Annotated in this window: 20 protein-coding genes; 8 read left to right on the top strand and 12 right to left on the bottom strand. The window is 64.8% G+C overall.

What is annotated here, in order from left to right; genetic code table 11:
- Positions 1-12 precede the first annotated feature (12 nt).
- On the top strand, positions 13-2,088 hold the full coding sequence (locus SOM61_RS09235; protein ID WP_320473817.1) for a 2Fe-2S iron-sulfur cluster-binding protein: 2,076 nt from the start codon (positions 13-15) through the stop codon (positions 2,086-2,088).
- Positions 2,089-2,326: 238 nt separating this feature from the next.
- On the opposite strand, the gene secF is transcribed toward SOM61_RS09235, so the two are convergent.
- From secF to queA, 5 genes are all read right to left on the bottom strand, one after another.
- The gene (gene secF, locus SOM61_RS09230; protein WP_320473816.1) at positions 2,327-3,349 is read right to left on the bottom strand and encodes a protein translocase subunit SecF; all 1,023 of its coding nucleotides are present in this window, start codon (positions 3,347-3,349) and stop codon (positions 2,327-2,329) included.
- 15 nt (positions 3,350-3,364) lie between these two features.
- Positions 3,365-5,239: a protein translocase subunit SecD gene (secD, locus tag SOM61_RS09225; RefSeq protein ID WP_320473815.1), complete on the bottom strand. Its 1,875-nt coding sequence runs from the start codon at positions 5,237-5,239 to the stop codon at positions 3,365-3,367.
- A 58-nt stretch (positions 5,240-5,297) separates the two neighbouring features.
- Positions 5,298-5,627: a preprotein translocase subunit YajC gene (yajC, locus tag SOM61_RS09220; RefSeq protein WP_320473814.1), complete on the bottom strand. Its 330-nt coding sequence runs from the start codon at positions 5,625-5,627 to the stop codon at positions 5,298-5,300.
- Positions 5,628-5,806: 179 nt separating this feature from the next.
- Positions 5,807-6,946, bottom strand: a complete 1,140-nt coding sequence (tgt, locus tag SOM61_RS09215) for a tRNA guanosine(34) transglycosylase Tgt (RefSeq protein ID WP_320473813.1) — start codon at positions 6,944-6,946, stop codon at positions 5,807-5,809.
- A gap of 10 nt (positions 6,947-6,956) precedes the next feature.
- Positions 6,957-7,979 carry a tRNA preQ1(34) S-adenosylmethionine ribosyltransferase-isomerase QueA gene (queA, locus tag SOM61_RS09210; RefSeq protein WP_320473812.1) on the bottom strand — a complete coding sequence of 341 codons (1,023 nt, stop codon included), beginning with the start codon at positions 7,977-7,979 and terminating at the stop codon, positions 6,957-6,959.
- Between the two features lie 105 nt (positions 7,980-8,084).
- Here queA and recG point away from each other — a divergent pair, with 105 nt between their 5' ends.
- On the top strand, positions 8,085-10,145 hold the full coding sequence (recG, locus tag SOM61_RS09205; RefSeq protein ID WP_320473811.1) for an ATP-dependent DNA helicase RecG: 2,061 nt from the start codon (positions 8,085-8,087) through the stop codon (positions 10,143-10,145).
- A gap of 14 nt (positions 10,146-10,159) precedes the next feature.
- Positions 10,160-10,561, top strand: coding sequence for a hypothetical protein (locus SOM61_RS09200; RefSeq protein ID WP_320473810.1), 402 nt, complete (start codon positions 10,160-10,162; stop codon positions 10,559-10,561).
- A 16-nt stretch (positions 10,562-10,577) separates the two neighbouring features.
- On the opposite strand, the gene SOM61_RS09195 is transcribed toward SOM61_RS09200, so the two are convergent.
- Complete coding sequence (locus SOM61_RS09195) at positions 10,578-11,321, bottom strand: NYN domain-containing protein (protein WP_320473809.1); 744 nt, start codon at positions 11,319-11,321, stop codon at positions 10,578-10,580.
- A gap of 180 nt (positions 11,322-11,501) precedes the next feature.
- On the opposite strand from SOM61_RS09195, the gene SOM61_RS09190 reads away from it, so the two are divergent.
- Entirely contained in the window at positions 11,502-12,248 is a 747-nt protein-coding gene (locus SOM61_RS09190) for a hypothetical protein (protein ID WP_320473808.1), read from the top strand.
- A gap of 12 nt (positions 12,249-12,260) precedes the next feature.
- Here SOM61_RS09190 and SOM61_RS09185 read toward each other — a convergent pair whose 3' ends face one another.
- Genes SOM61_RS09185 through pyrC form a run of 4 tightly spaced genes read right to left on the bottom strand, consistent with a single transcriptional unit; the run spans position 12,261 to position 15,481 of the window.
- The gene (locus SOM61_RS09185; RefSeq protein ID WP_320473807.1) at positions 12,261-12,617 is read right to left on the bottom strand and encodes a glyoxalase superfamily protein; all 357 of its coding nucleotides are present in this window, start codon (positions 12,615-12,617) and stop codon (positions 12,261-12,263) included.
- A gap of 10 nt (positions 12,618-12,627) precedes the next feature.
- Complete coding sequence (locus SOM61_RS09180; RefSeq protein ID WP_320473806.1) at positions 12,628-13,617, bottom strand: Gfo/Idh/MocA family protein; 990 nt, start codon at positions 13,615-13,617, stop codon at positions 12,628-12,630.
- A gap of 14 nt (positions 13,618-13,631) precedes the next feature.
- The gene (locus tag SOM61_RS09175; RefSeq protein ID WP_320473805.1) at positions 13,632-14,423 is read right to left on the bottom strand and encodes a DUF3025 domain-containing protein; all 792 of its coding nucleotides are present in this window, start codon (positions 14,421-14,423) and stop codon (positions 13,632-13,634) included.
- A gap of 8 nt (positions 14,424-14,431) precedes the next feature.
- Positions 14,432-15,481: a dihydroorotase gene (gene pyrC, locus SOM61_RS09170; RefSeq protein WP_208279595.1), complete on the bottom strand. Its 1,050-nt coding sequence runs from the start codon at positions 15,479-15,481 to the stop codon at positions 14,432-14,434.
- 291 nt (positions 15,482-15,772) lie between these two features.
- Between pyrC and SOM61_RS09165 the strand changes: the two genes are divergently transcribed.
- The 3 genes from SOM61_RS09165 (at position 15,773) to SOM61_RS09155 (ending at position 19,542) form a co-directional block, all read left to right on the top strand.
- Positions 15,773-17,041: a dicarboxylate/amino acid:cation symporter gene (locus tag SOM61_RS09165; RefSeq protein ID WP_320473804.1), complete on the top strand. Its 1,269-nt coding sequence runs from the start codon at positions 15,773-15,775 to the stop codon at positions 17,039-17,041.
- Between the two features lie 93 nt (positions 17,042-17,134).
- A complete protein-coding gene (locus tag SOM61_RS09160) occupies positions 17,135-18,418 on the top strand; it encodes a metal-dependent hydrolase family protein (RefSeq protein WP_320473803.1) in 1,284 nt (427 codons plus the stop codon).
- A gap of 41 nt (positions 18,419-18,459) precedes the next feature.
- Entirely contained in the window at positions 18,460-19,542 is a 1,083-nt protein-coding gene (locus SOM61_RS09155; RefSeq protein ID WP_414674957.1) for a type II asparaginase, read from the top strand.
- A 143-nt stretch (positions 19,543-19,685) separates the two neighbouring features.
- On the opposite strand, the gene SOM61_RS09150 is transcribed toward SOM61_RS09155, so the two are convergent.
- Complete coding sequence (locus tag SOM61_RS09150; RefSeq protein WP_320473802.1) at positions 19,686-21,542, bottom strand: ABCB family ABC transporter ATP-binding protein/permease; 1,857 nt, start codon at positions 21,540-21,542, stop codon at positions 19,686-19,688.
- A gap of 62 nt (positions 21,543-21,604) precedes the next feature.
- Between SOM61_RS09150 and SOM61_RS09145 the strand changes: the two genes are divergently transcribed.
- Positions 21,605-22,060 (top strand): acyl-CoA thioesterase, encoded by a 456-nt coding sequence (locus SOM61_RS09145; protein ID WP_320473801.1) that lies wholly within the window; start codon positions 21,605-21,607, stop codon positions 22,058-22,060.
- A gap of 175 nt (positions 22,061-22,235) precedes the next feature.
- Here the strand turns inward: SOM61_RS09145 and SOM61_RS09140 are convergent, their stop codons facing one another.
- Positions 22,236-23,918, bottom strand: coding sequence for a long-chain-fatty-acid--CoA ligase (locus tag SOM61_RS09140; protein WP_320473800.1), 1,683 nt, complete (start codon positions 23,916-23,918; stop codon positions 22,236-22,238).
- Positions 23,919-23,922: the final 4 nt, after the last annotated feature.

Below are 23,922 nucleotides of genomic sequence, written 5' to 3'. Positions count from 1 at the left end.
AGAGGAGACGACATGGCCGAACAACTGGAAAAGCTGCCCACCTGGCACGAAGGCGAAAAATTCATCCAGGCGAAATTAGGGGTGGTCGAACGCATGGATATCGTCGGCCGGCGCGTGGTGCGGGATTTCATGCCCGACCAGCACCGCGCCTTCTATGCCCAGCTGCCCTTCATCGTGCTGGGCAGCGTGGATGCCAGCGGCGATGCGTGGGCAACTTTTCTTGAAGGCCGGCCTGGCTTCATGTCGTCGCCGACGCGCACCTCGCTCGACCTCGCCACCCGTGTGCACCCAGCCGACCCGGCCGCCGGAGGCATGCGCGATGGCGCGCCGGTGGGCCTCTTGGGCATGGAGATGCACACGCGGCGCCGCAACCGCATGAACGGACGCCTGGCGCACACGGATGCCGGGCTGCATATCGACGTCGACCAGAGCTTCGGCAACTGTCCGCGCTACATCCAGCTGCGCGAGTTCGCTTTCGGGCGCGAGCCGGGCGCCACGTTCACCGGCCAGGCCGAGCACCTGGCCGCGCTCGACCCGGAGGCGCGCGCGCTGATCGCAGGGGCCGACGCCTTCTTCGTCGCCTCCTATGCCGACCGGAGCGATCGTACGGAACGGCGCCAGGTCGACGTCTCGCACCGCGGCGGGAAAGCCGGCTTCGTGCGCATCGCCGGCGACGGCACGCTCACGATTCCCGACTTCGACGGCAACCTGTTCTTCAATACGCTGGGCAATATCGTCGTCAACGGCAAGGCCGGCCTGCTGTTCGTCGACTTCGCCAGCGGAGACATGCTGCAGATGAGCGGCGACGCCGAAGTCGTGTTCGACTCGCCCGAGATTGCCGCCTTCCAGGGCGCCGAGCGGCTGTGGACGTTCAAGCCGCGCCGCATCGTGCGCCGGCGCGCCGGCCTGGCCTTGCGCTGGACCTTCCAGGACGGTGGCTGGTCGGACAACTCGCTGATGACCGGCGACTGGCAGCAGGCTAGCGAGCGCCTGCGTGCGCTTGACTTCGCCAACCGCTGGCGCAGCCTGAAGGTGGCGCGCATCGTCGAGGAAAGCACGGCGATCCGCTCCTTCTACCTGGAGCCGGACGACGGCGCCGGGCTACTGCCGCACCTGCCGGGGCAGCACCTGCCGATCCGGGTCACGTTGCCCGGAGCCGACAAGCCGCTCATCCGTACCTATACCCTGTCGCACGCGCCTTCCGATGGCGGCTACCGGATCAGCGTCAAGCGCGAGAGCCTGGTGTCGCGCTACCTGCATGAGCAGCTGCGCGAAGGCGACGTGCTCGAAACCCGCGCGCCGGCCGGCGACTTCACGCTCGACATGGCGACCAGCCGCCCGGTGGTGCTGCTGGCCGGCGGCGTCGGCATCACGCCGATGCTGGCGATGCTGCGCCATATCGTCTACGAAGGATTGCGCAAACAAAAGATTCGTCCGACAACCCTGTTCTATGCCGCCCGCTCGAAGGCCGAGCGCGCCTTCGACAGCGAACTGGCCGAACTGGTCGCCGCCGCGAAGGGCGCCGTCAAGCTGGTGCGCGTGCTGAGCGAACCGGACGAGGCCGGCGAGGGCCAGGACTACGAGGCCGCCGGCCGCATCGACATGGCGCTGCTCGGCCAATACCTGTCCTTCGGCGACTACGCGTTCTACCTGTGCGGCCCTCCGGCCTTCAGCCAGGCGATCTATGACGGGCTGCGCGGCTACGGCATCGCCGACAGCCGGATCCATGCCGAAGCCTTCGGGCCAGCCTCCCTGGCGCGCACGCCCGACTGCGCCGCCGTGGCGGCCCCTGCGCGGCTACCGCCGGCGACAAAAACCGTCCCGGTCATGTTCATGGATTCGCTCAAGGAAGCGCGCTGGACACCCGGCAGCGGCACCCTGCTCGAGCTGGCCGAGGCGCGCGGACTGGAACCGGAATTCAGTTGCCGCGAAGGCACGTGCGGAACCTGCCGCACCAAGCTGCTCAAGGGCGCGGTGACCTATATCAAGGAGCCAGGCGCGAGCGTGGCAGACGACGAGGTGCTGGTCTGCTGCGCCGTGCCGGCGGAGCAGCCGGATGGCGACGGCGGCCTGCAGCTGGCCCTGTAAAGCGCGGCCGTGGGATGGTGGGGTAACGGGGCAAAAAAAACCCGCTTCGTTGCGGAAGCGGGTGAAGTCCAAAACTAGGGATGTCCTGAAAGAGACAGGTTCACTATAGGCGGGCCATGGTGGCGATTCCGTGCGCTGCCACACACAACACTGTGAAATTCGTAGCGCAACAGCGTCACATCAAACAAAATGCCGCCGCGGCAAGCCGGGGCGGCATTTTTTATGCGCAGCGGAAAGCTTAAACCACCGCGCCGTCGGTCTCGTCCTTTTCCTTGATCGGCTTGATCAGGTCTTCGCGCTTGACGCCCAGCCACATGGCCACCGCCGCCGCCACGAACACCGACGAATACACGCCGAACAGGATGCCGATGGCCAGCGCGATCGCGAAGTAGTGCAGCGCGTAGCCGCCGAAGAACAGCATCGACATCACCATCATCAGGGTCGAGCCGTGGGTGATGATGGTGCGCGAGATGGTGCTGGTGATCGCGTGGTCGATGACTTCCGACGTCGACATCTTGCGCTGCTTGCGGAACATCTCGCGGATCCGGTCGAAGATGACGACCGATTCGTTGACCGAGTAGCCCAGCACCGCCAGCGTTGCCGCCAGCACCGTCAGCGAGAATTCCCACTGGAAGAAGGCGAAGAAGCCCAGGATGATGACCACGTCGTGCAGGTTGGCGACCACGGCGGCGACGGCGAATTTCCATTCGAAGCGGATCGCCAGGTAGATCATGATGCCGACGATGACCATGATCAGCGCGTTCAGGCCGTTCTGGGCCAGCTCCTCGCCGACCGATGGGCCGACGAACTCGACCCGCTGCAGGCTGATCAGTTCTTCGCCGGACGCCTTGGCGCAGCTGGTGTGGTTGATCACCTCGCCTTTTTCGGTCGTGACCTGGCTCTGCTTCGGCGCACCGCCGTCGGCGGCGCAGATGGCGTTGAAGACGCGGGCCGAGGTGCCGGCCGCTTCCGCGCCTTCCAGGATCGGCAGGCGCAGCATGATGTCCTGGGCAGTGCCGAAGCTGGCCACTTCAGGATGCGAATAGCCCATGCCGCGCAGCGTGTCGCGGATCTTTTCCTGGTTGGCCGCATGCGGATAGCGCAACTCCATCACGGTGCCGCCTGTGAATTCCACCGAGAAGTTCAGCCCTTTGCTGAACAGGAAGAACACCGCGAGCACGAAAGTCAGCACCGAGATCGCATTGAGGATCAGGGCGTGGCGCATGAACGGGATGTCCCGTTTGATCTTGAAAAATTCCATGTCAGTCTCGAGTCCTTACTTCTTGGTAGGCGACATGCCCGGCTGCCAGACCGTGCCGATCGAAATCTTGGTCAGTTTCTTCTGGCGGCCGTACCACAGGTTTGCGAAACCGCGGGCCACGACGACGGCCGAGAACATCGAGGTCAGGATGCCCAGGCAGTGCACCACGGCGAAGCCGCGCACCGGACCGGAACCGAAGATCAGCAGCGCCAGGCCGACGATCAGGGTGGTCACGTTGGAGTCGACGATGGTGTCCCAGGCGTGCTTGGAACCGGCCGCGATCGCCGCCTGCGGCGGCGCGCCGCCACGCAGCTCTTCGCGGATACGCTCGTTGACCAGCACGTTGGAGTCGATCGCGACGCCCAGCGCCAGCGCGATTGCGGCGATGCCCGGCAGGGTAAGCGTAATGCCCAGGATCGACAGCAGGGCCAGCAGGAACAGCACGTTGGCCGCCAGCGCCAGCGCCGAGAACACGCCGAACAGGTGGTAGTAGACGATCATGAAGACCGCGATCGCCACGAAGCCCCAGATGGTCGAGTGCAGGCCGCGATCGATGTTTTCCTGGCCCAGTTGCGGGCCGATCACGCGTTCCTCGACGAATTCCATCGGCGCCGACAGCGCGCCCGAGCGCAGCAGCAGGGCCAGCTCGTTGGCGTCCTGCGAGGTGCCCATATTGGTGATCTGGAACGACGAACCCAGCTCGCTCTGGATGGTCGGGGCCGACAGGACGTTGTACACGCCCTTTTCTTTCAGCAGGATGGCCATGCGCTTGCCCACGTTGTCGCGGGTAGCCTGGCGGATGCGGCGGCCGCCGTCGCCGTTCAGGTCGAGAGAGACAGCCGGCTGCTGGTTCGAATCGAAGCTGGCGGTGGCGCTCGAGATGTATTCGCCGGTCAGGATGATGTCACGTGACAGCACGACCGGGGCGCCGCGGCCTTCGGTGAACAGTTCGGAATTGATCGGGATGGCGGCCGACAGCTCGGTGCCCGGGGTCACGGTCGAGTCGACCATGCGCAGCTCGAGGGTCGCGGTACGGCCGATGATGTCCTTGGCGCGCGCCACGTCCTGCACGCCCGGCAGCTGGACCACGATGCGGTCGGCGCCCTGCTGCTGGATGATCGGCTCGGTGGTGCCCAGTTCATTGATACGCTTGGACAGGGTCACGATGTTCTGCTTGACGCCGTCTTCGATGGAACGCTTGATCGCATCCGGCTTCAGGCTGACGACCAGTTTCTGGTCGGCGCCGTCGGCGGCGTCGGCGAAGTTGATCTCGTTCGACTGCGCGCTCAGCACGCCGCGGGCGGCGGTGCGGGTGGCGGCGTCGCGGAAGCGCACTTCGATGTTGTCGCCCACGCGCTCGATGCCGGCGTGGCGCACGTTCTTGTCGCGCAGATTGCTGCGCACGCTCGATTGAAGCGCCTTGACCTTATTGTCGATCACGGCCTTGGTGTCGACCTGCAGCAGGAAGTGCACGCCGCCACGCAAGTCGAGGCCCAGGCTCATCGGACCGGCGCCGATCTTTTCCATCCAGGCAGGAGTATTCTTGACCAGGTTGACGGTGACGATGTAATCGGGATTGGCCGGGTCGCGGTTGAGCTCTTTTTCGAGGGCCAACTTGGCCTTGAACTGCTCTTCGGTACCGGCAAAGCGAGCGCGCACTGACGTGCTGTGGCCCGTGCCCTCGAGGGTGATGCCGGTGGAGGGAACGCCGACACGCTTGAGCGCATCCTCGACCAGGCCAACCGAGGCGCTGGTGATGTTCAGGGTCGAACGGCCCGATGTCACCTGCAACGCCGGCGTTTCGCCGAAGTAGTTAGGCGCCGTGTACAACGCGCCGAGCAACAGCGCGAAGACGATCAGTAGGTATTTCCAGACGGGATAGCGATTCATAGTGTTCCGGCGTTCAGGTTGGGCAGTGCGGCCCGGGTGGAGCCGCACAGGCTTGCACTTACAGGGCTTTCAGGGTGCCCTTCGGCAGCAGGGTGGTCACCGCGTTCTTCTGCACGGTGATGTCGGTGCCGGTCGCAATTTCCAGGGACACATAGCCGTCGGTCACTTTCGAGACGCGGCCCACGATGCCGCCGGCGGTGACGACTTCGTCGCCCTTGGTCAGTGCTTCCATCATCGCTTTCAGCTCGCGCTGGCGTTTCTGCTGAGGACGGATCATCAGGAAGTACATGACCACGAACATCAGGATCAGCGGCAGGAAGGTCGTCAGGCTGCCCATGATGCCTGGGTCAGCGGCGGCGGTTTGCGCGTAAGCGTTGGAAATGAACACAAGAACTCCGATTGTGAAGTTAAAAAAATAAGCGGTGTATTCTAGCATCGGCTAGACACCGAAAACCAAATCTGGCAATAGGTAATCTTGCTTTTCAGTATTGCAAGAGCCAACTAGAAATTTAGCACGGGGCAGCAGCGTCAATACGATGCTGCCCCGCTCAGCGAGTAAGCAAGCGCTTACACGCCGCGCGCGCGGCCCGCATTGAACTCGATGCGGAACTCGTTGAAACGGTCGGCATCGATGGCGTCGCGCATTTCCTGCATCAGCTTGAGGTAGTAATGCAGGTTGTGGATGGTGTTCAGGCGGGCGCCAAGGATCTCGTTCGAGCGGTGCAGGTGATGCAAGTAGGCGCGCGAGAAATTCTTGCAGCAATAGCAATCGCAGCTCTCGTCGAGCGGCGCCTGGTCTTCCTTGTAGCGCGCGTTCTTGATCTTGACGTCGCCGAAGCGGGTGAACAGCCAGCCATTGCGCGCGTTCCGGGTCGGCATCACGCAGTCGAACATGTCGACGCCATTCGCCACGCCGTCGACCAGGTCTTCCGGCGTGCCGACGCCCATCAGGTAGTGCGGCTTGTTCTCAGGCAGGCGCGGGCCGACGTGGGCCAGGATGCGCTTCATGTCTTCCTTCGGCTCACCCACCGACAGGCCGCCGATCGCCAGGCCCGGGAAATTAATATCCTCGAGGCCGGCCAGCGACTCGTCGCGCAGGTGCTCGTACATGCCGCCCTGGACGATGCCGAACAGCGCGTTCGGGTTTTCGCCGCCGGTGAACTCGTTCATCGAGCGCTGGGCCCAGCGCAGCGACATGCGCATCGACTTGGCGGCCTCCTCTGCGGTGGCCGGACGGCCGTCGATTTCGTAGGGCGTGCACTCGTCGAACTGCATCACGATGTCCGAGTTCAGCGCGCGCTGGATCTGCATCGAGATCTCGGGCGACAGGAACAGTTTCGAGCCGTCGATCGGCGAGGAGAACTTGACGCCCTCTTCCGTGATCTTGCGCATCGCGCCCAGCGAAAACACCTGGAAGCCGCCGGAGTCGGTCAGGATCGGCTTGTCCCAGCCCATGAACCCGTGCAGGCCGCCGAACTTGTTCATCACGTCCACGCCGGGACGCAGCCACAGGTGGAAAGTGTTACCGAGGATGATTTGCGAGCCGACTTCCTTGAGTTCGACCGGGTCCATCGCCTTGACCGAACCATAGGTGCCGACCGGCATGAAGATCGGGGTTTCGATGGTGCCGTGGTTCAGTTTCAGGCGGCCGCGGCGGGCGTGCGACAGGCCGCTGGTGTCTTTTTTGAGCAGGGTAAATTCGAGCATCGTTTTTCTATCAACGTGAAGTGGTCGTCAGCAGCATGGCGTCGCCATAGCTGAAGAAGCGGTATTCATTGGCGATCGCGTGGGCATAGGCCTTGCGGATCGGAGCATAGCCGGCGAAGGCCGACACCAGCATCAGCAGCGTCGACTTGGGCAGGTGGAAGTTGGTGACCAGGCGCGAGACCGTCTTGAAGGTGTAGCCGGGCGTGATGAACAGCGCGGTATCGGCGCTGCCGGCGACCAGCTCACCGCTTTGCGAGGCCGATTCCAGCGCGCGCAGGCTGGTGGTGCCGACGGCAACCACGTCGCGGCCCGCCGCTTTCGCGGCGCGCACCGCGTCCACCGTCTCTTGCGCAATGGTGTACCACTCGGTGTGCATCTTGTGCTCGCTCAAATCCTCGACCCGCACCGGCTGGAAGGTGCCGGCGCCCACGTGCAGAGTGACGTAGGCGAACTGGACGCCTTTTTGCGACAACTTGTCGAGCAGGGGCTGGTCGAAGTGAAGGCCGGCCGTCGGCGCGGCGACCGCGCCCGGTTCCTTCGAGTACACGGTCTGGTAGCGCTGTTCGTCGAATTCGTCGGCGGTGTGCTCGATATACGGGGGCAGCGGCAGGCGGCCGTGGGCCTCGATCAGCTCGAACACATCGCCCTCGAAATGGAGGGTAAAGAATTCGCCGGCGCGTTCACCGGTGGTCACATCGAAAGCGTCGGCCAGGCGGATGCGGTTGCCGGGCTTGGGCGACTTGGAGGCGCGCACCTGGGCCAGCACGGTGCGGTTGTCGAGCACGCGCTCGACCAGCACCTCGACCTGGCCGCCGGTTTCCTTGACGCCGAAGAAGCGCGCCTTGAGCACGCGGGTATTGTTCATCACCAGGAGGTCGCCCGGCTGGAGCTGGTCGACGATGTCGGCGAAGTGGCGATCTAGGATCTGGTCATGATCGAGCTGCAGCAGGCGCGAGGCGCTGCGATCGGGCAGCGGCAGCTGCGCGATGCGCTCGGGGGGCAGCTCGAAGTCGAAATCGGAAAGCGAGTACATTATTCTCAATTCTGGGAAAATAAGCGCTGCCAGCTTTACAATACAGGCTCCAGCGCTGATGGCGAACCTTCTATTTTACGCCAGCGAGCGCCATTTTGCCGCGATATGCCCGCCTCCAAGACCACAAATCCTCCCAAAACCCTCGAAAGCAAGCTCGCCCGCCTTGGACTGCGCAGCGACATGGACCTGGTATTGCACCTGCCGATGCGCTACGAGGACGAGACCCAGATCGTGTCCATCCGCGAGGCCTGCCTGCGCGGCGGCCACGTTTCGCAGGTCGAAGGCGTGGTGACCAAGAACGAAATCTCGTTCAAGCCGCGGCGCCAGCTGCTGGTGACCATCGCCGACGAATCGGGCGATTTGCTGCTGCGCTTCATGAATTTCTATGGCAGCCAGGTCAAGCAGATGGCCGAAGGCGCGCGCATCCGTGCTCGCGGCGAACTGAAACACGGCTTCTTCGGGGCCGAGATGGTGCATCCGCAATATAAGGTCGTCAACGAAGGCGCACCGCTGCCTTCCTCGCTCACGCCTGTCTATCCGTCCGGCGAAGGCCTGTCGCAGACGGTGCTGCGGCGCGCGATCGCCGATGCGATGAAGCGGATCGACTGGAGCGATACCGTCCCCGCGGGCATCCGCGCCAAGATGGGCTTGATCGACTTCGAGCCGGCCGTGAAGCTGCTGCACTATCCGCCGGCCGACGTCGACGAACACGCACTGGGCGAAAAATCGCATCCGGCCTGGGAGCGTATGAAGTTCGACGAGCTGCTGGCGCAGCAGCTGTCCCTCAAACGCGCCCAGCGCGCCAGGCGCGAAAAAGGCGCTCCGCACTTGCGCGCAGTGGGTGCGCTGTCCGACGCATTCCTGAAAGGGTTGCCGTTTGCGCTCACCGGCGCCCAGCAGCGCGTGGTGGAAGAGATCCGTGCCGACCTGCGCGAAGGCTATCCGATGCAGCGCCTGCTGCAGGGCGACGTCGGCAGCGGCAAGACCGTGGTCTCGGCGCTGGCCGCGGCGCAGGCGATCGACAGCGGCTACCAGGCGGCGCTGATGGCGCCAACCGAGATCCTGGCCGAGCAGCATTTCAGGAAGATCGCGGCCTGGATGGAGCCGCTCGGCGTGAAGGTCGCCTGGCTCACCGGCAGCCTCAAGAAAAAAGAGAAGGCCGCGTCGAACGAGTTGATCGAGTCGGGCGAGGCGAATCTGGTGATCGGCACCCATGCGCTGATCCAGGATACGGTGCAGTTCGCGAAATTGGGCCTGGTGATCGTCGACGAACAGCACCGCTTCGGCGTCGGCCAGCGCCTCACCCTGCGCAACAAGGGCAGCGACGGCCTGGTGCCGCACCAACTGATGATGTCGGCCACGCCGATCCCGCGCACCCTGGCGATGACCTATTACGCCGACCTCGAAGTATCGGTGATCGACGAGCTGCCGCCTGGCCGCAGCCCGATCGTCACGCGCGCGATCGACCAGATGCGGCGTGACGAGGTAATCGAGCGCGTCTACGCGGCAGCGCTCGAAGGCCGGCAAGCGTACTGGGTCTGCCCGCTGATCGAGGAATCCGAAGCCCTGCAATTGCAGACCGCGACCGAGACCTACGAAACCCTGGCCGAATCGCTGCCCGAGCTGCAGGTGGGGCTGGTGCATGGCCGCATGAAGCCGGCCGAGAAACAGGAAGTGATGGACGCCTTCACGGCCGGCCAGGTGCATGTGCTGGTGGCGACTACCGTGATCGAGGTCGGGGTGGACGTGCCGAATGCCTCGCTGATGGTGATCGAGCATGCCGAGCGCTTCGGCCTGTCGCAGCTGCACCAGTTGCGCGGGCGTGTGGGGCGCGGATCGGCGGCCTCGGTGTGCCTGCTGCTGTATCAAGCGCCGCTGGGCCAGGTGGCAAAGCAGCGTTTGATGACGATGCGCGAGACGACCGATGGCTTCGAGATCGCGCGGCGCGACCTTGAGATCCGCGGGCCGGGAGAGTTTTTGGGGGCGCGCCAGTCGGGCCAGGCGATGCTGCGCTTCGCCGACCTGGAGCTCGATGGCTGGCTGGTCGACCGCGCGCGCGACGTGGCGCAGTACCTGCTCGACGGCGAAAAACCCGAGAAGATCGCGGTGGTCGATGCGCACCTGGCGCGCTGGTTGGGCGGGCGCGAGGAATTCCTGAAGGTCTGATGGAGAGACGAACGATGAATACGGAACAGGCATTGAATATCGATGAACTGCGTGCCCTCGCACTGGCCTCGGCGCAGGTAGCAGACAGCTGCGCATGCGAGATCGCGAGTTACCCCGGGTGGACGCGTACGCCGGTATCGTTCCCGCAGGCGCAGATGCGCCCGGCCGGCACGCTGGCCGGCGATCCCTACGCCGAGCCGACCTTCGCCGAATACCATCCGCACGGGACCAATTACTGGTCGCCGGACGCGCCGGTCGCCATCCACTATTTTCCCTACAACCGCTGCGCGGTCCAGCAATGCAGCGTATGCCTGCGCTACTGCCTCAGCTATGTGGAAGCAGGCGGCTACTACGTCGAGCCGCGCATTCGCGCGCTCGATGTGCGGCATATCTTGGATGCGCCTGCCCTGGATTGAGCATTTCGCGCCGGGACTACACCGCGCGCAGGATGGCTGGCTGCGGCGCACCGTCCGACACCAGGCCTACGCGGCAGTGGCCTCCTTCGGTCTGGTGCATCCGCAACAGATCGTACGCCTCGATCATCGTGCGCAGGTTCTTGTAGCCATAAGCTGCGTGTGAAAAACCGGCGTGTGCCGCCCTCAGATGGTTGCCCAGTGCGCCGAGATCGACCCTGCCATCTGGCGATGAAAGCGCCAGCGAACGTACCGCCTCGACCACGAATCTCGGCCTGCGCTTGACGATCTCCGCAGCCGCTGCCGCTGCATGCGCCGGCGCGGCATCCGGTGGCGCCGGAGGGGCCGACTCATGGAACCTGTCGCAGGCGTGGCGCAGGGCCGCCGGTGTTTTCACCTCACCGAAGACATGCACATTGGCGCCACGCTCCTGCAGCTTGCGGCACAGGCCGACGAAATCGGAATCGCTGGTGATGATGACAAAACGGTCGGCGCGCCGGTCAAGCAGCATCTCCAGCGCATCCAGCGCCAGCGCGATGTCCGCAGTATTCTTGCCGGTCACATACTGGAATTGCATGCAGGGGGCGAACCCATGGCGCACCAGCGCATCCTGCCACTTGCTCGCCAGGGCGGTGTGGTTACCGTAGCCGCGCCGCAAGGCCACCCGTCCGAGGGTCGATGCAAGCCGCATCGCCTCGTCGATCACGCTCGGCTGCGCATTCTCGCAGTCCACGAGGACGGCGACATTCTGGTCCGGGGTCATGTGTTTTCCTTCTGGGAAATTACATTCACTCTAGCAGGATCTTGTCCGGATAAATACGCCCTGCCTCACGATCCGGTAGCGATGTTGTGAGAACGCACTGTGAGAATCGGTGAGACATCCAGGCTGCGATGTCGGCTATCTTTGCTGTCTTCCCGACGAACACTGAACACGGAACCTGCAATGCCCCTCATCGGACTCGGACTGCACTTCCTCATCGCCATCTTCTTCGCGATCCACGCCGTACGCAACCGCCGTCAGTTGTACTGGCTGCTGATCCTGTTCTCCTTTCCACTGCTCGGCAGCCTCGCCTACTTCGTGGCTGAATACCTGCCGGCCTCGCGTCTCGAGCGGCGCGGGCGCATGGCCGGGCGGGCGCTTCAGAAAAGCCTCGATCCTGGCCGCGACGTACGCGAGGCCCGGAGCGCGTTCGACCTGACGCCGACCGCCCACAACCAGATGCGCCTGGCGGCCGCCCTGCTCGAGGCTGGCGAATCGGAAGAAGCGGTGCGCCATTACGATGCCTGCCTGAACGGGCCGTTCGCGGGCGACCCTGAGGTCATCCTGGGCGCGGCGCGCGCCAATGCGGCGCACGGACAACCAGCGGCGGCGATTGCACTGCTGGCGCCGCTGCAATCGAAGCATCCGAACTTTCGCGCCGACGAAGTCGGGCTGGAGCTGGGCCGCGCCTATGCCGCCGTCGGCCGGCAAGACGACGCGGGCACCGAATTCGAGGCCGTGGTCGAACGTTTCGGCAGCATCGAGGCGCGCGTCGAACTGGCGCTGTGGGCGCTCGCCAACGGCAAGGAGGCGGTGGCGCAGCGCGAATTGAAGGAGATCGGGCATGCGCGCACGCACATGGAGAAGCACACGCGGGAACTGCACCGGGAGTTGTTCAAGCGGCTGGATGCAGCCACCGCGCCGAAATAGGATGCCGGCCCGCTAGTCGGCGAACGTCAGCCGGTTCCCGAACGGATCCTTGACGCTCAGCTCGCGCGTCTCCCACGGCGTGTCCTCGATCCCGGGCCGGGCATAACCATATTGTTTGGCGGTGAGGTCGGCATGCAGGCCGTCGATGTCGTCGACCGCGATCCGCAGCGCGGCGCCCGGGCAGCAGTCGCCGTGATGCTCGCTCAGGTGCAGCACGCAGTCGCCGCGCGAGACCTGCAGGTAGAGCGGCATGCCGGGGCCGAAGCGGTGATCCCAGTCGACCGTGAAACCGAGGTAGTCGACATAGAATTCCCTGGCCTTGGCCTCATCAAAAATGCGCAGGATCGGCGTGACGCTCCCGAGCTTCATGGCATCTTCCCTACGCGCGGTCGGCCGCGTAACGCAGGCCGATCTGGCGCCGGATCTCGTCCATCACGCCCATCAGCGCCAGCGTCTCGCCCTGCGTCATCGACGGGCTTTCCAGCAGCCCCTGCTGCCAGCAGCGCTGGGCCTCGATCGCCTCGTGCACATAGCCGTTGCCGAGATACGGCGTCTCGATCGTGCGCTCGCTGCCGTCGTCCAGCTTGACGGTGACCGAAGTCGCGCGGTGGAACATGGTGTTCATCCGCACCTGCCCGCGCTCGCCCGACACGGTCAGTTCGGCCGGCGTGCGCGCCAGGAAGGAGCAGCTGCAGACCGACATGCCGCCGCCTTCATGCTTGAGCGTGAAACCGGTCTGCACGTCGACACCGGTCGGGCCCATCTCGGCTTGCGCACGGACTTCGATCACTGGCCCCAGCAGGCCGGCCGCGACCGACAGCGGATAGATACCCAGGTCGAGCAGCGCGCCGCCGCCCAGCTCGGGATTGAACACGCGGTGCTCGGGACCGAAGGCGGCGGCGAAGCCGAAGTCGGCGACGATCTGGCGCGGGGTGCCGATCTCGCCCGAGGCCAGGATGCGTTTCACTTCCAGATAGGCCGGCAGGTAGCGCGTCCACATCGCCTCCATCAGGAACAGGCGTTTCGAGCGCGCCAGCGTCACCACCTGCTCGGCTTCGCGCAGGTTCATCGTGAACGGCTTCTCGCACAGCACGCCCTTGCCGGCGCGCAGCGCCATCAGGGCGTTGCCGGCATGTTCCGGATGCGGCGTGCCGATGTAGATCAGGTCGATGCCCTCGGCCTGGGCCAGCAGCTCGCATGAGCCGTAGCTGGCCGGCGCGCCGAATTCCTCGGCGAAGGCCGCGGCCTTGTCCTGGCTGCGCGAACCCACGGCGGCCAGTACGGCGCCCGGCACGTCTTTCAATGCATTGGCAAAGGCACGCGAAATCTTGCCCGTGCCGAGAATTCCCCAGCGTACCGTTTCAGCCATCGGCTTCTCCCTTTTCACGCCGTCCGCTTGGGACGGAACACAGTCGTATCCAGATAAAAATCAGTGTCTTGCCCAGGCCACCAGCCTGGAATGCCCAGCACCTGCAGTGGCGTGAAGCCGCCCGGCGTAAGCTCTTCATTCGCCAGGCTGGCCGTCACCTCGCGGTCGAGCCAGGCGCGGCGCGCATCGCCTTCCAGCGCAAAGTAATCGTCGCCGGCGAACACCACCCGCGTATGTGCGGTGATCGCCTTGCGCGGCGCCACCAGCTTTTCCATCAGCGCGTGGCCGAACAGCCAGACCTCGACGTCCTTGCCGAACAAGTCACGCTTATCGTACAGGGCGGCGAGCCAGCGGTGCGCACGCAAGTCGTCGACCAGCGAGCGCCCTGCCTCGTTGTCGCGCACCACCAGCAAGGCTGCGTTCTCGTCGAAGATGGTGGCGGCGTCGCGCGCCGGCCCGCGCGACTTGCCGACGCCGGCCTCGGCGATCTGCGCCGCCTGCAGCGCGTTCAGCGCGCGCTTGATACCCGGGAAGGTCTGCCACACCAGCGCATTGAAGAAATCGTGCAGGTTGTCGCGGGTCGGCACCTGGCCGGTGGCGCCGATGAATTCTTCATAGGCCGTCCCTTCCGGCAGCGCGGCTTGCGGCACGAAGGACAGCGGCATGCCGCCGCCGTTACGGAGGTCGAGCGCGCGCGCCGCCACGTTGAAGGCATCGATGAAGCCGTCAAGCGGCGGCGCGGCCCGTTCAAAGCTTGGACGCACCGTGTCGTACCACGGCTGCGCCCAGTCGATCGGCGGCAGCACGGCTCCGCTTATACCATCTTCCAGTTGATGCTCTCGCCCGCGTTCAGCGGCACCAGCTGGTGTTCGCCCATCGGCACCGATTCCGGCAGGGTCCACGATTCGCGCTTGAGCGTGATCGTGCCCTCGTTGCGCGGCAGGTTGTAGAAGGCCGGGCCGTTGAAGCTGGCGAAGGCTTCCAGTTTGTCGAGCGCGCCAGCCTGGGCGAAGGCTTCGGTATACATCTCCATCGCGTGCAGCGCGGTGTAGCAGCCGGCGCAGCCGCAGGCGGCGTACTTGGTGTGCACAGCGTGGGGCGCCGAGTCGGTGCCCAGGAAGAAGCGTTCGTCGCCGCTGGTGGCGGCGGTGACCAGCGCCAGGCGGTGTTCTTCGCGCTTGAGCACGGGCAGGCAGTAGAAGTGCGGGCGGATGCCACCGCGGAAAATCTCGTTGCGGTTGTACAGCAGGTGGTGGGCGGTGATGGTGGCCGCGATCGGGCCTTCGGCCTCGGCCACGTACTGGGCCGCGTCCTTGGTGGTGATGTGCTCGAACACCACGTTCAGCGCCGGCATGTCTTTACGCAGCGGGCGCATCACGCGCTCGATGAATACGGCTTCGCGGTCGAACAGGTCGATCTCGTTGTCGGTCACTTCGCCATGCACCAGCAGCGGCATGCCGACTTCCTGCATCACTTCCAGCGTCTTGTAGCACTTCTTGAGGTCGGTGACGCCGGCGTCCGAGTTGGTGGTGGCGCCGGCCGGGTACAGCTTGACCGCGTGGATGAAACCGGTGTCCTGGGCGCGGCGGATCTCGTCCGGATCGGTGTTGTCGGTCAGGTACAGGGTCATCAACGGCTCGAAGCGCATCCCCTCCGGCAGCGCGGCCAGGATGCGGGCGCGGTATTCAAGAGCGGCGGCGGCCGTGGTCACGGGCGGGCGCAGGTTCGGCATCACGATCGCGCGGCCGAACTGGCGGGCGGTGTGCGGCAATACGCTGGCCATCGCCGCGCCGTCGCGCAGGTGCAGGTGCCAGTCATCTGGGCGGGTGATGGTGATGGTGTCTGGGGTCTCGATGGTGGACATGGCGGCTCTCGAAAAACGAATGGCGTATGAAAGGCGTATTTTACCTGCGCTGCGCCGCGCCGCGCGGGGTGCGTTCGGCGGGCCGGAAAGTCATGTCGGATTACCGTAACGGCAACGGTGTAAGCGTGCTTGACAGCACTAACTGTGCCTAGGATACTGCGGAACTTGCCATAATCTTCAGTACCAACCGGCCTTCGGTCCTCGAAAACCGGTCATTGCCCGAACAACCTGCCAGCGACAGCGCAATCCGCCGCCGCCGGCCCTGCACAGGTCCACACGACAGGAAGCTTTATGAACAATCGAAATCGCCTGACTACCTTCATCATGATCGCCCTGGTGGTCGGCATCGTGGTCGGCTACCTGGTCAACACCAATACCGATGCGACGGGCGCGACGAGCTTCTCCGACACGATGTCGCTGATTACCACGATGTTCCTCCGCCTGATCAAGATGATCATCGCGCCGCTGGTGTTCGCGACCCTGGTGGTCGGCATCGCCAAGATGGGCGACGCCAAGGAAGTCGGCCGCATCGGCATCAAGGCGCTGGGCTGGTTCATGATCGCCTCGGTCATCTCGCTGTCGCTCGGCCTGATCCTGGTGAACATCTTCCGTCCGGGCGACGCGCTGTTCGCGGCAGGCATGATGCCACCGGTCGACGCGACCTCGGGCATCACGAGCGGCAGCCTGACGATGAAGGACTTCATTACCCACCTGATCCCGACCTCGATCGTCGACGGCATGGCCAAGAACGAGATCCTGCAGATCGTGGTGTTCTCGCTGTTCTTCGGCACCGCTGCCGCGGCGGTCGGCGCGCGCGCCACGCCGATGATCGACGCCATCGACGGCGTTGCCCACGTCATGCTCAAGCTGACCGGCTACGTGATGAACTTCGCGCCGATCGCTGTGTTCGCGGCGGTGGCCGGCATCATCGCCAAGAGCGGCTTGGGCGTGCTGTCGACCTATGGCATCTTCATGGCCCAGTTCTACTTCGGCATCGCGCTGCTGTGGATCGTCCTGATCGGCATCGGCATGGCCGTGATCGGCCCACGCATACTGCGCCTGGTCTCCGAACTGCGCGGCCCGACCGTGCTGGCCTTCTCGACCGCCTCGTCCGAAGCGGCATTCCCGAAAACCCTGGAAAGCCTGGAGCGCTTCGGCGTCAAGAACCGCCTGGCCTCGTTCGTGCTGCCGATCGGCTACTCGTTCAACCTGGACGGCTCGATGATGTACTGCACCTTCGCGGCCGTCTTCATCGCCCAGGCCTACGGCATCGACCTGTCGATCGGCACCCAGATCACCATGATGCTGGTGCTGATGCTGACCTCGAAGGGCATGGCCGGCGTGCCGCGCGCCTCGCTGGTCGTGATCGCCGCCACCCTGAACCAGTTCGACATCCCGGAAGCGGGCCTGCTGCTGCTGCTGGCGATCGACCACTTCCTGGACATGGCGCGCTCGGCCACCAACGTGATCGGCAACGGCATCGCCACCGCCGTCGTCGCCAAGTGGGAAGGCGACTTGGGAGAACCCAACAAGGAACCCGCCATCTCACCGCTGAAGTAGGTGTGGTGAGCGACTGCCCGTAGCACCCGAGGCCTTCCAGCAATGGAGGGCCTTTGTTTTTTCAACATCGATAATCACAACAAGGAGAGATAGATGAAACAGATGGTTGCCGCCGGCATGCTGCTGGCCCTGAACAGCGCGCACGCCGCCACCCAGACGGTCGACTGCGGCCGGCTGCTGGACGTCCAGAAAGGCGTCTGGCGCGAGCGCGTCAGCATCGTGATCGAGAACGGCAGCATCGTCTCGGTCGGACCCATGACGCAGGCTGCCGGCAACATCGACCTCTCGCGCCACAGCTGCCTGCCGGGCCTGATCGACATGCACGTGCACCTGACCAGCGAAACCCAGCCGGCGGTCGACGCCTACCGCGACCGCCTGGCCGCCAATCCGGCCGACATGGCCTATCGTTCGGTGAAATACGCCGAGCGCACCCTGATGGCCGGCTTCACCACGGTGCGCGACCTGGGCGCTGCCGATAACCTGAACATCTCGCTCAAGCGCGCCATCGCCGCCGGCGAAGTGCCGGGCCCGCGCATGTTCACCGCCGGTAAATCGCTGGCCACCACCGGCGGCCACGCCGATCCGACCAACAACCTGTCGCACTTCCTGTCCGAGAAGATCGGCACGCCCGGCCCGACCGAGGGTGTGCTCAACAGCCCCGAGGAAGCGCGCCAGGCGGTGCGCACCCGCTACAAGGATGGCGCCGACCTGATCAAGGTTACCGCCACCGGCGGCGTCCTGAGCCAGGCCGCCAGCGGCCACAACTCGCAGTACACCGAGGACGAGCTGCGCGCCGTGGTGAGCACCGCGAAGGACTACGGTTTTCGCGTCGCGGCCCACGCCCACGGCGCCGAAGGCATGAAGCGCGCGCTGCGCGTCGGCGTCGACTCGATCGAGCACGGCACCCTGATGGACGACGAAGTCATCGCGCTGTTCAAGAAGGGCGGCGGCTGGTACGTGCCGACCATCTCGGCCGGCCGCTACGTGGCGGACAAGGCCAAGGAACCGAATTATTATTCCGCCCTCGTGCGTCCGAAAGCGGCCGCGATCGGTCCTCAGCTGCAGGCCACCTTCAGCCGTGCCCATAAAGCCGGCGTGAAGATCGCCTTCGGCACCGATGCCGGTGTGTTCCCGCACGGCGACAATGCCAAGGAATTCGGCTATATGGTCGAAGCGGGCATGACGCCGGCCGACGCAATCCGCTCGGCCACGGTCAACGCCGCCATCCTGCTCGACCAGCCGAAGCGCCTGGGCGCGATCGACGCGGGCTTCGCGGCCGACATCATCGCGGTCGAGGGCGATCCTTTGCAGGATGTGAAAGTGCTCGAGCAGGTCAAGTTTGTGATGAAGGATGGCGTGGTCTACAAGAAGCCCTGATTTCCAGGGCGTCCCGCCAGTTTTAGAAAGGTAGTAACACGATGTCCAAGCAGTTCCCCCAAGCCGTAGGCACCATGCTGTGCGGCTTTCTGTTCATGTTCGCGGCCGCAGCCGTGCAAGCCCAGACGGCCAAGCTGCCGAACGTGACCATTCTCGCCACCGGCGGCACCATCGCCGGCACCGGCGCCACCAGCACCACCACGGTCGGCTACACCGCCGCCACCGTGGGCGTGCAATCGCTGATCGCGGCGGTGCCCGAGATCGCCAAGGTGGCGAATGTCACCGGCGAGCAGGTGTTCCAGATCGCCAGCGAAAACATCAGCGATGCGCAATGGCTGCAACTGGCCAAGCGCGTCAACGTGCTGCTGGCGCAGCCGAACGTGGACGGCATCGTGATCACCCACGGCACCGACACGCTCGAAGAAACGGCGTATTTCCTGCACCTGACGGTCAAGAGCAAAAAGCCGGTGGTGGTGGTCGGCTCGATGCGGCCGTCGACCGCGTTGTCGGCCGACGGCCCGATCAACCTGTACAACGCGGTGCGCCTGGCCGGCACGCCCGAGGCGGCGGGCCGCGGCGTGATGGTGGCGATGAACGACCAGATCCATTCGGCGCGCGACGTCACCAAGGCCAACACCACCACGACCGACACCTTCCGCACCTCGGAACTGGGCGTGATCGGCTACATCCAGGGCGGCAAGCCGTTCTTCTACCGTAACGTGGTGCGCAACCACACGCTGGACACCGAGTTCGACGTGAGCAAACTCGATGCGCTGCCGCAGGTCGACGTGGCCTATGCGTATGCGAACGTGGGCGACGTCGCGGTGAATGCGCTGGTCGCAGCCGGCGCCAGGGGGCTGGTGCATGCGGGCGTGGGCAATGGCAGCCTGCCGGCAAAGACGAAGCCGGCACTGGTCAAGGCGCGCAAGGACGGCGTCGTGATCGTGCGCGCGAGCCGCGTCGGCCAGGGCATCGTGGCGCGCAATGGCGAAGCCAATGACGACGAGCTGGACTTCGTGGTGGCCGACACCCTGAGCCCGCAGAAGGCGCGCATTCTGCTGATGCTGGCGTTGACCAAGACGACCGATACCAAAAACATCCAGCGGATGTTCTACACCTACTGATCGAGTCGGACAGGTACATGACCCGTCGTTCCCGCGTAGGCGGGAACCCAAGTGTGCGTGCGGACCACTACTGCATGCTTTTGCGATAAGCGAAGGGCTTGGGTTCCCGCCTGCGCGGGAACGACGTTCCAAGGCAGGTGGTGCTAATCCTGCTGCACGCGCAGTGCTTCCACCTCCAGCGGCGGCGACGCCACATCCTCATCCGGCCGCGCCAGTTGCCGTTCCCACATCTGCGCATACAGGCCCTGCGCCGCCAGCAGCGAATAGTGCGTGCCTCGCTCGACGATCCTGCCGTGGTCGAGCACGATGATCTGCTGCGCATCGGCGATCGTCGACAGGCGGTGCGCGATCACCAGGGTCGTGCGGTTCTTCGCGATCTCCTTCAGCTCGGCCTGGATCGCCTGCTCCGCGCGCGAATCGAGCGCCGACGTGGCCTCGTCGAAGATCAGGATCGCCGGGTCTTTCAACAAGGTGCGCGCGATCGCCACCCGCTGCTTTTCGCCGCCCGACAGTTTCAGGCCGCGCTCGCCCACCATGCTCCCGTAGCCATCCGGCAGGCTTTCGATGAAGTCGTGGATCGAGGCCGCGCGCGCGGCCGCCACGATGTCCTCGCGGCTGGCGCCGGGCCGGCCGTAGGCGATGTTGTATTCGATCGTGTCGTTGAACAGCACCGTGTCCTGCGGCACGATGCCGATCGCGGCGCGCAGCGATTCCTGGGTGATGTCGCGCAGGTCCTGGCCGTCGATGCGGATCGCGCCGCCGTTGACGTCGTAGAAACGGAACAGCAGCCGCGACAGGGTCGACTTGCCCGAGCCGCTATGCCCCACCACCGCGGTCGTGGTCCCGGCGGGAATCGTGAAGTCGACGTCGAACAGGATCTGCCGCTTGGTCTCGTAGCTGAATTCGACGTGCGAGAACGCGACCTCGGCGCCTTTCGTCGCCAGCGGCTGGGCCTTGGGACTGTCGGCCACTTCGCGATTCTGGTCCAGGAGGCCAAACAGACGTTCCATATCGGCCAGGCTTTGCTTGATCTCGCGATAGATCACGCCCAGGAAGTTGAGCGGCAGGTAGAGCTGGATCATGAAGGTATTGACCAGCACCAGGTCGCCCAGGCTCATGGTGCCGGCAATGACGCCCTCGGTCGCGCGCCACAGGATCAAGGTGACGGCGGTCGCGATGATCAGGGACTGGCCGGTGTTAAGGAAGGACAGCGAGGTCTGCGAGCGCACCCCGGCGTTCTCGTAGTTCTTGAGGCCTTCGTCGTAGCGCCGCGCCTCGTAGTCTTCGTTGCCAAAGTACTTGACCGTCTCGTAGTTGAGCAGCGAGTCGATCGCCTTGGTCGATGCTTTTGACTCCAGCTCGTTCATCGTGCGCCGGAAGTGCGTGCGCCACTCGGTCACGACCACCGTGAAGGTGATGTAGGACGCCAGCGCCACCGCCGTGATGATGGTGAACCAGATATCGTAGTTGAACACCAGGTAGGCCAGCACCAGCGTGATCTCGACCAGGGTCGGCAAGATGTTAAACAGCGAATACGAGATCAGCGAATTGACGCCGCGCGTGCCGCGCTCGATGTCGCGCGTCATGCCGCCGGTCTGGCGATTCAGGTGGAAGCGCAGCGACAGCGCGTGAAGGTGGCGGAACACCTTGAGCGCGATGGTGCGTACCGCGCGCTGGGTCACGCGCGCGAACAGGAACTCGCGCAGCTCGGTGAAGACCGTCATCGACAGGCGCAGCAGGCCATAGCCGGCCAGCAGTCCGAGCGGCAGCACCAGCAGCGCATGCGGGTGCGCCGGGTCGATCGCCAGGCCGTCGATGATCTTCTTGAGCACCAGCGGCACGCCGACGTTGGCCATCTTGGCGCCGACCAGCGCGGCCATGGCGGCCATCACCCGCCACTTGTAGACCCACAGGTAGGGAAACAGGGTTTTGAGGGTGCCCCAGTCGTTGCGGGGCACACCGTTGGTGTCGGGAGGGAGTGGAGCGGAGTTGCGGCGCATGACGGGGCTTCTGGATTTATGGTTCAATTCGGGTCGATTGTAGCTTTTACCGAGAATTCACGATGACCACGCCCGAAAACGCCCCGACCGCCCCTGCCACCGTCCCAACCGCGGTACGTCTGCCGGCAGGAAAAATGCCCGAATTGCGCGTCATGCCCGCCCCGTCCGACGCCAATGTGTACGGCGACGTGTTCGGCGGCTGGATCATGGCCCAGGTCGACCTGGCCGGCTCGCTGCCCGCCACCCGCCGCGCCAATGGCCGCGTGGCGACCATCGCCGTCAACTCCTTCCTGTTCAAGAACCCGGTGTTCGTGGGCGACCTGCTGTCGTTTTACGCCGACATCACCAAGGTCGGCAACACCTCGGTCACCGTCTTCGTCGAGGTGTATGCCGAACGCAACCGTCTGGCGGCCGAGGTGGTCAAGGTGACCGAGGCGACGCTGACCTATGTCGCCACCGGCCCTGACCGCAAACCGCGTCAGCTGCCCCCGCTCGAGTCGCTGGTGGCGCACCGCTAGATCGGTTGAATCATTAGCCCCAAAACGTCGTTCGCGCGAAGGCGGGAACCTAAGGTGCTTGCATTATCGCTACGCTGGCAAACTTAGGGGGAACAGTGCCAGTGGCACTGTTCCCGCCTGCGCGGGAACGACGTGGCTGTACTGAGTTAAACGATCAAATTGACGCGCAAGCCGGTCAAGCGGTCTTCTTCTCGTCCCGCAGTTCGCGCCGCAGGATCTTGCCGACGTTTGTCTTCGGCAGGGTCTCGCGGAATTCGATGAACTTGGGCCGCTTGTAGCCGGTCAGCCGTTCCTTGCAGAATTCCTTGATCTGTTCAGTGGTGAGATCGGCGTCCTTCTTCACCACGTACAGCTTCACGGCTTCGCCCGAGTTCTGGTCGGGCACGCCCACGCATGCCACTTCCAGCACGCCCGGGTGCGAGGCCACCACACCCTCGACTTCGTTCGGATAGACGTTGAAGCCCGAGACCAGGATCATGTCCTTCTTGCGGTCGACGATGCGGGTATAGCCTTGCGCGTCCATGATGCCGATGTCGCCGGTCTTGAAGAAGCCGTCCGCGGTCATGACCTTGGCCGTCTCGTCGTCGCGCTGCCAGTAGCCGGCCATCACTTGCGGGCCGCGCACGGCGATCTCGCCGGCGGTGCCGAACGGGACTTCATTGCCCGCGTCGTCCAGGATGCGCAGCTCGGTCGAGGGCAGCGGCAGGCCGATGGTGCCGGTGAAATCGGTGATGTCGCAGCGGTTGGCGCTCACCACCGGCGAGGTCTCCGACAGGCCGTAACCCTCGACGATCGGGATGCCGGTGGTCTTGAGCCACTTGTCGGCCACCGCCTTCTGCACCGCCATGCCGCCGCCCGGGCACACCATCAGGCCCGAGAAATCGAGCTTGGCGAAATCGTCGTTGTTGAGCAGGCCGTTGTAGAGCGTGTTCACGGCCGGGAAGATGTTGATGCGGTAGCCGCCCAGCTCCTTGATGAAGCCCTTGATGTCGCGCGGGTTCGGGATCAACAGGTTCATGCCGCCGATGCGCAGGCCCAGCAGCGCGCAGACCGTGAGCGCATAGATGTGGTACAGCGGCAGCGCGCAGGCGAACTGCGGCTGCTCGCCGGCCTTCAGTTTGGCGAGGGTCGGGGCGAACCAGGCTTCGTTCTGCAGCACGTTGGCGATCACGTGGCGGTGCAGCAGCACCGCGCCTTTCGACACGCCGGTGGTGCCGCCCGTGTACTGCAGGAAGGCGATGTCGTCGTGGCCGATCGTGACCGGCTTGAGGGTTTCTCGCGCGCCGTCGGCCAGCACCTTGTTGAAACCGATCGCGCCCGGCAGCGAATAGGCCGGCACCATCTTCTTGACCTTGCGCACCACCAGGTTGACCAGCGTGCCTTTCAGGCCGCCCAGCAGGTCGCCCATGGTCGCCAACACGATGTGCTTGACGTTCGTCTGGCGCACCACCTGCTCGACCGTGTGGGCGAAGTTCTCGAGTACCACGATCGCCTCGGCGCCCGAGTCGACCAGCTGGTGCTGCAGCTCGCGCGGGGTGTACAGCGGATTGACGTTGACGACCACGTAGCCGGCGCGCAGCACGGCGGCCAGCGCCACCGGATACTGCAGCACGTTGGGCAGCATGATCGCCACGCGCGCGCCGGCTTGAAGGCCGCGCGCCTGCAGCCAGGCCGCTAAGCGCAGCGACATCGCATCGAGTTCCGCGAACGTGATGGACTTGCCCATGCAGGCATAGGCCTTGCGGTCGGCGTACTTGCGAAACGCCTCCTCCAGCAAATGCGTCAGCGAGCGGTACTGGGTCGGATCGATTTCCGTCGCCACGCCGTTCTCGTACGACGAGAGCCAAAATTTGTCCATCTGT

The organism is Massilia sp. CFBP9012, assembly GCF_034045115.1.
In the GTDB taxonomy this organism is placed as follows: Bacteria; Pseudomonadota; Gammaproteobacteria; order Burkholderiales; family Burkholderiaceae_D; genus Telluria.
This window is presented reverse-complemented; position numbering and strand designations above follow the sequence as displayed.

Bases quoted from the DNA above. Each gene is read 5' to 3' on its own strand.
- SOM61_RS09235 (WP_320473817.1), top strand. From the start codon at position 13: ATGGCCGAACAACTGGAAAAGCTGCCCACCTGGCACGAAGGCGAAAAA.
- secF (WP_320473816.1), bottom strand. From the start codon at position 3,349: ATGGAATTTTTCAAGATCAAACGGGACATCCCGTTCATGCGCCACGCC.
- secD (WP_320473815.1), bottom strand. From the start codon at position 5,239: ATGAATCGCTATCCCGTCTGGAAATACCTACTGATCGTCTTCGCGCTG.
- tgt (WP_320473813.1), bottom strand. From the start codon at position 6,946: ATGCTCGAATTTACCCTGCTCAAAAAAGACACCAGCGGCCTGTCGCAC.
- queA (WP_320473812.1), bottom strand. From the start codon at position 7,979: ATGTACTCGCTTTCCGATTTCGACTTCGAGCTGCCCCCCGAGCGCATC.
- recG (WP_320473811.1), top strand. From the start codon at position 8,085: ATGCCCGCCTCCAAGACCACAAATCCTCCCAAAACCCTCGAAAGCAAG.
- SOM61_RS09200 (WP_320473810.1), top strand. From the start codon at position 10,160: ATGAATACGGAACAGGCATTGAATATCGATGAACTGCGTGCCCTCGCA.
- SOM61_RS09195 (WP_320473809.1), bottom strand. From the start codon at position 11,321: ATGACCCCGGACCAGAATGTCGCCGTCCTCGTGGACTGCGAGAATGCG.
- SOM61_RS09190 (WP_320473808.1), top strand. From the start codon at position 11,502: ATGCCCCTCATCGGACTCGGACTGCACTTCCTCATCGCCATCTTCTTC.
- SOM61_RS09185 (WP_320473807.1), bottom strand. From the start codon at position 12,617: ATGAAGCTCGGGAGCGTCACGCCGATCCTGCGCATTTTTGATGAGGCC.
- SOM61_RS09180 (WP_320473806.1), bottom strand. From the start codon at position 13,617: ATGGCTGAAACGGTACGCTGGGGAATTCTCGGCACGGGCAAGATTTCG.
- pyrC (WP_208279595.1), bottom strand. From the start codon at position 15,481: ATGTCCACCATCGAGACCCCAGACACCATCACCATCACCCGCCCAGAT.
- SOM61_RS09165 (WP_320473804.1), top strand. From the start codon at position 15,773: ATGAACAATCGAAATCGCCTGACTACCTTCATCATGATCGCCCTGGTG.
- SOM61_RS09160 (WP_320473803.1), top strand. From the start codon at position 17,135: ATGAAACAGATGGTTGCCGCCGGCATGCTGCTGGCCCTGAACAGCGCG.
- SOM61_RS09155 (WP_414674957.1), top strand. From the start codon at position 18,460: ATGTCCAAGCAGTTCCCCCAAGCCGTAGGCACCATGCTGTGCGGCTTT.
- SOM61_RS09150 (WP_320473802.1), bottom strand. From the start codon at position 21,542: ATGCGCCGCAACTCCGCTCCACTCCCTCCCGACACCAACGGTGTGCCC.
- SOM61_RS09145 (WP_320473801.1), top strand. From the start codon at position 21,605: ATGACCACGCCCGAAAACGCCCCGACCGCCCCTGCCACCGTCCCAACC.
- SOM61_RS09140 (WP_320473800.1), bottom strand. From the start codon at position 23,918: ATGGACAAATTTTGGCTCTCGTCGTACGAGAACGGCGTGGCGACGGAA.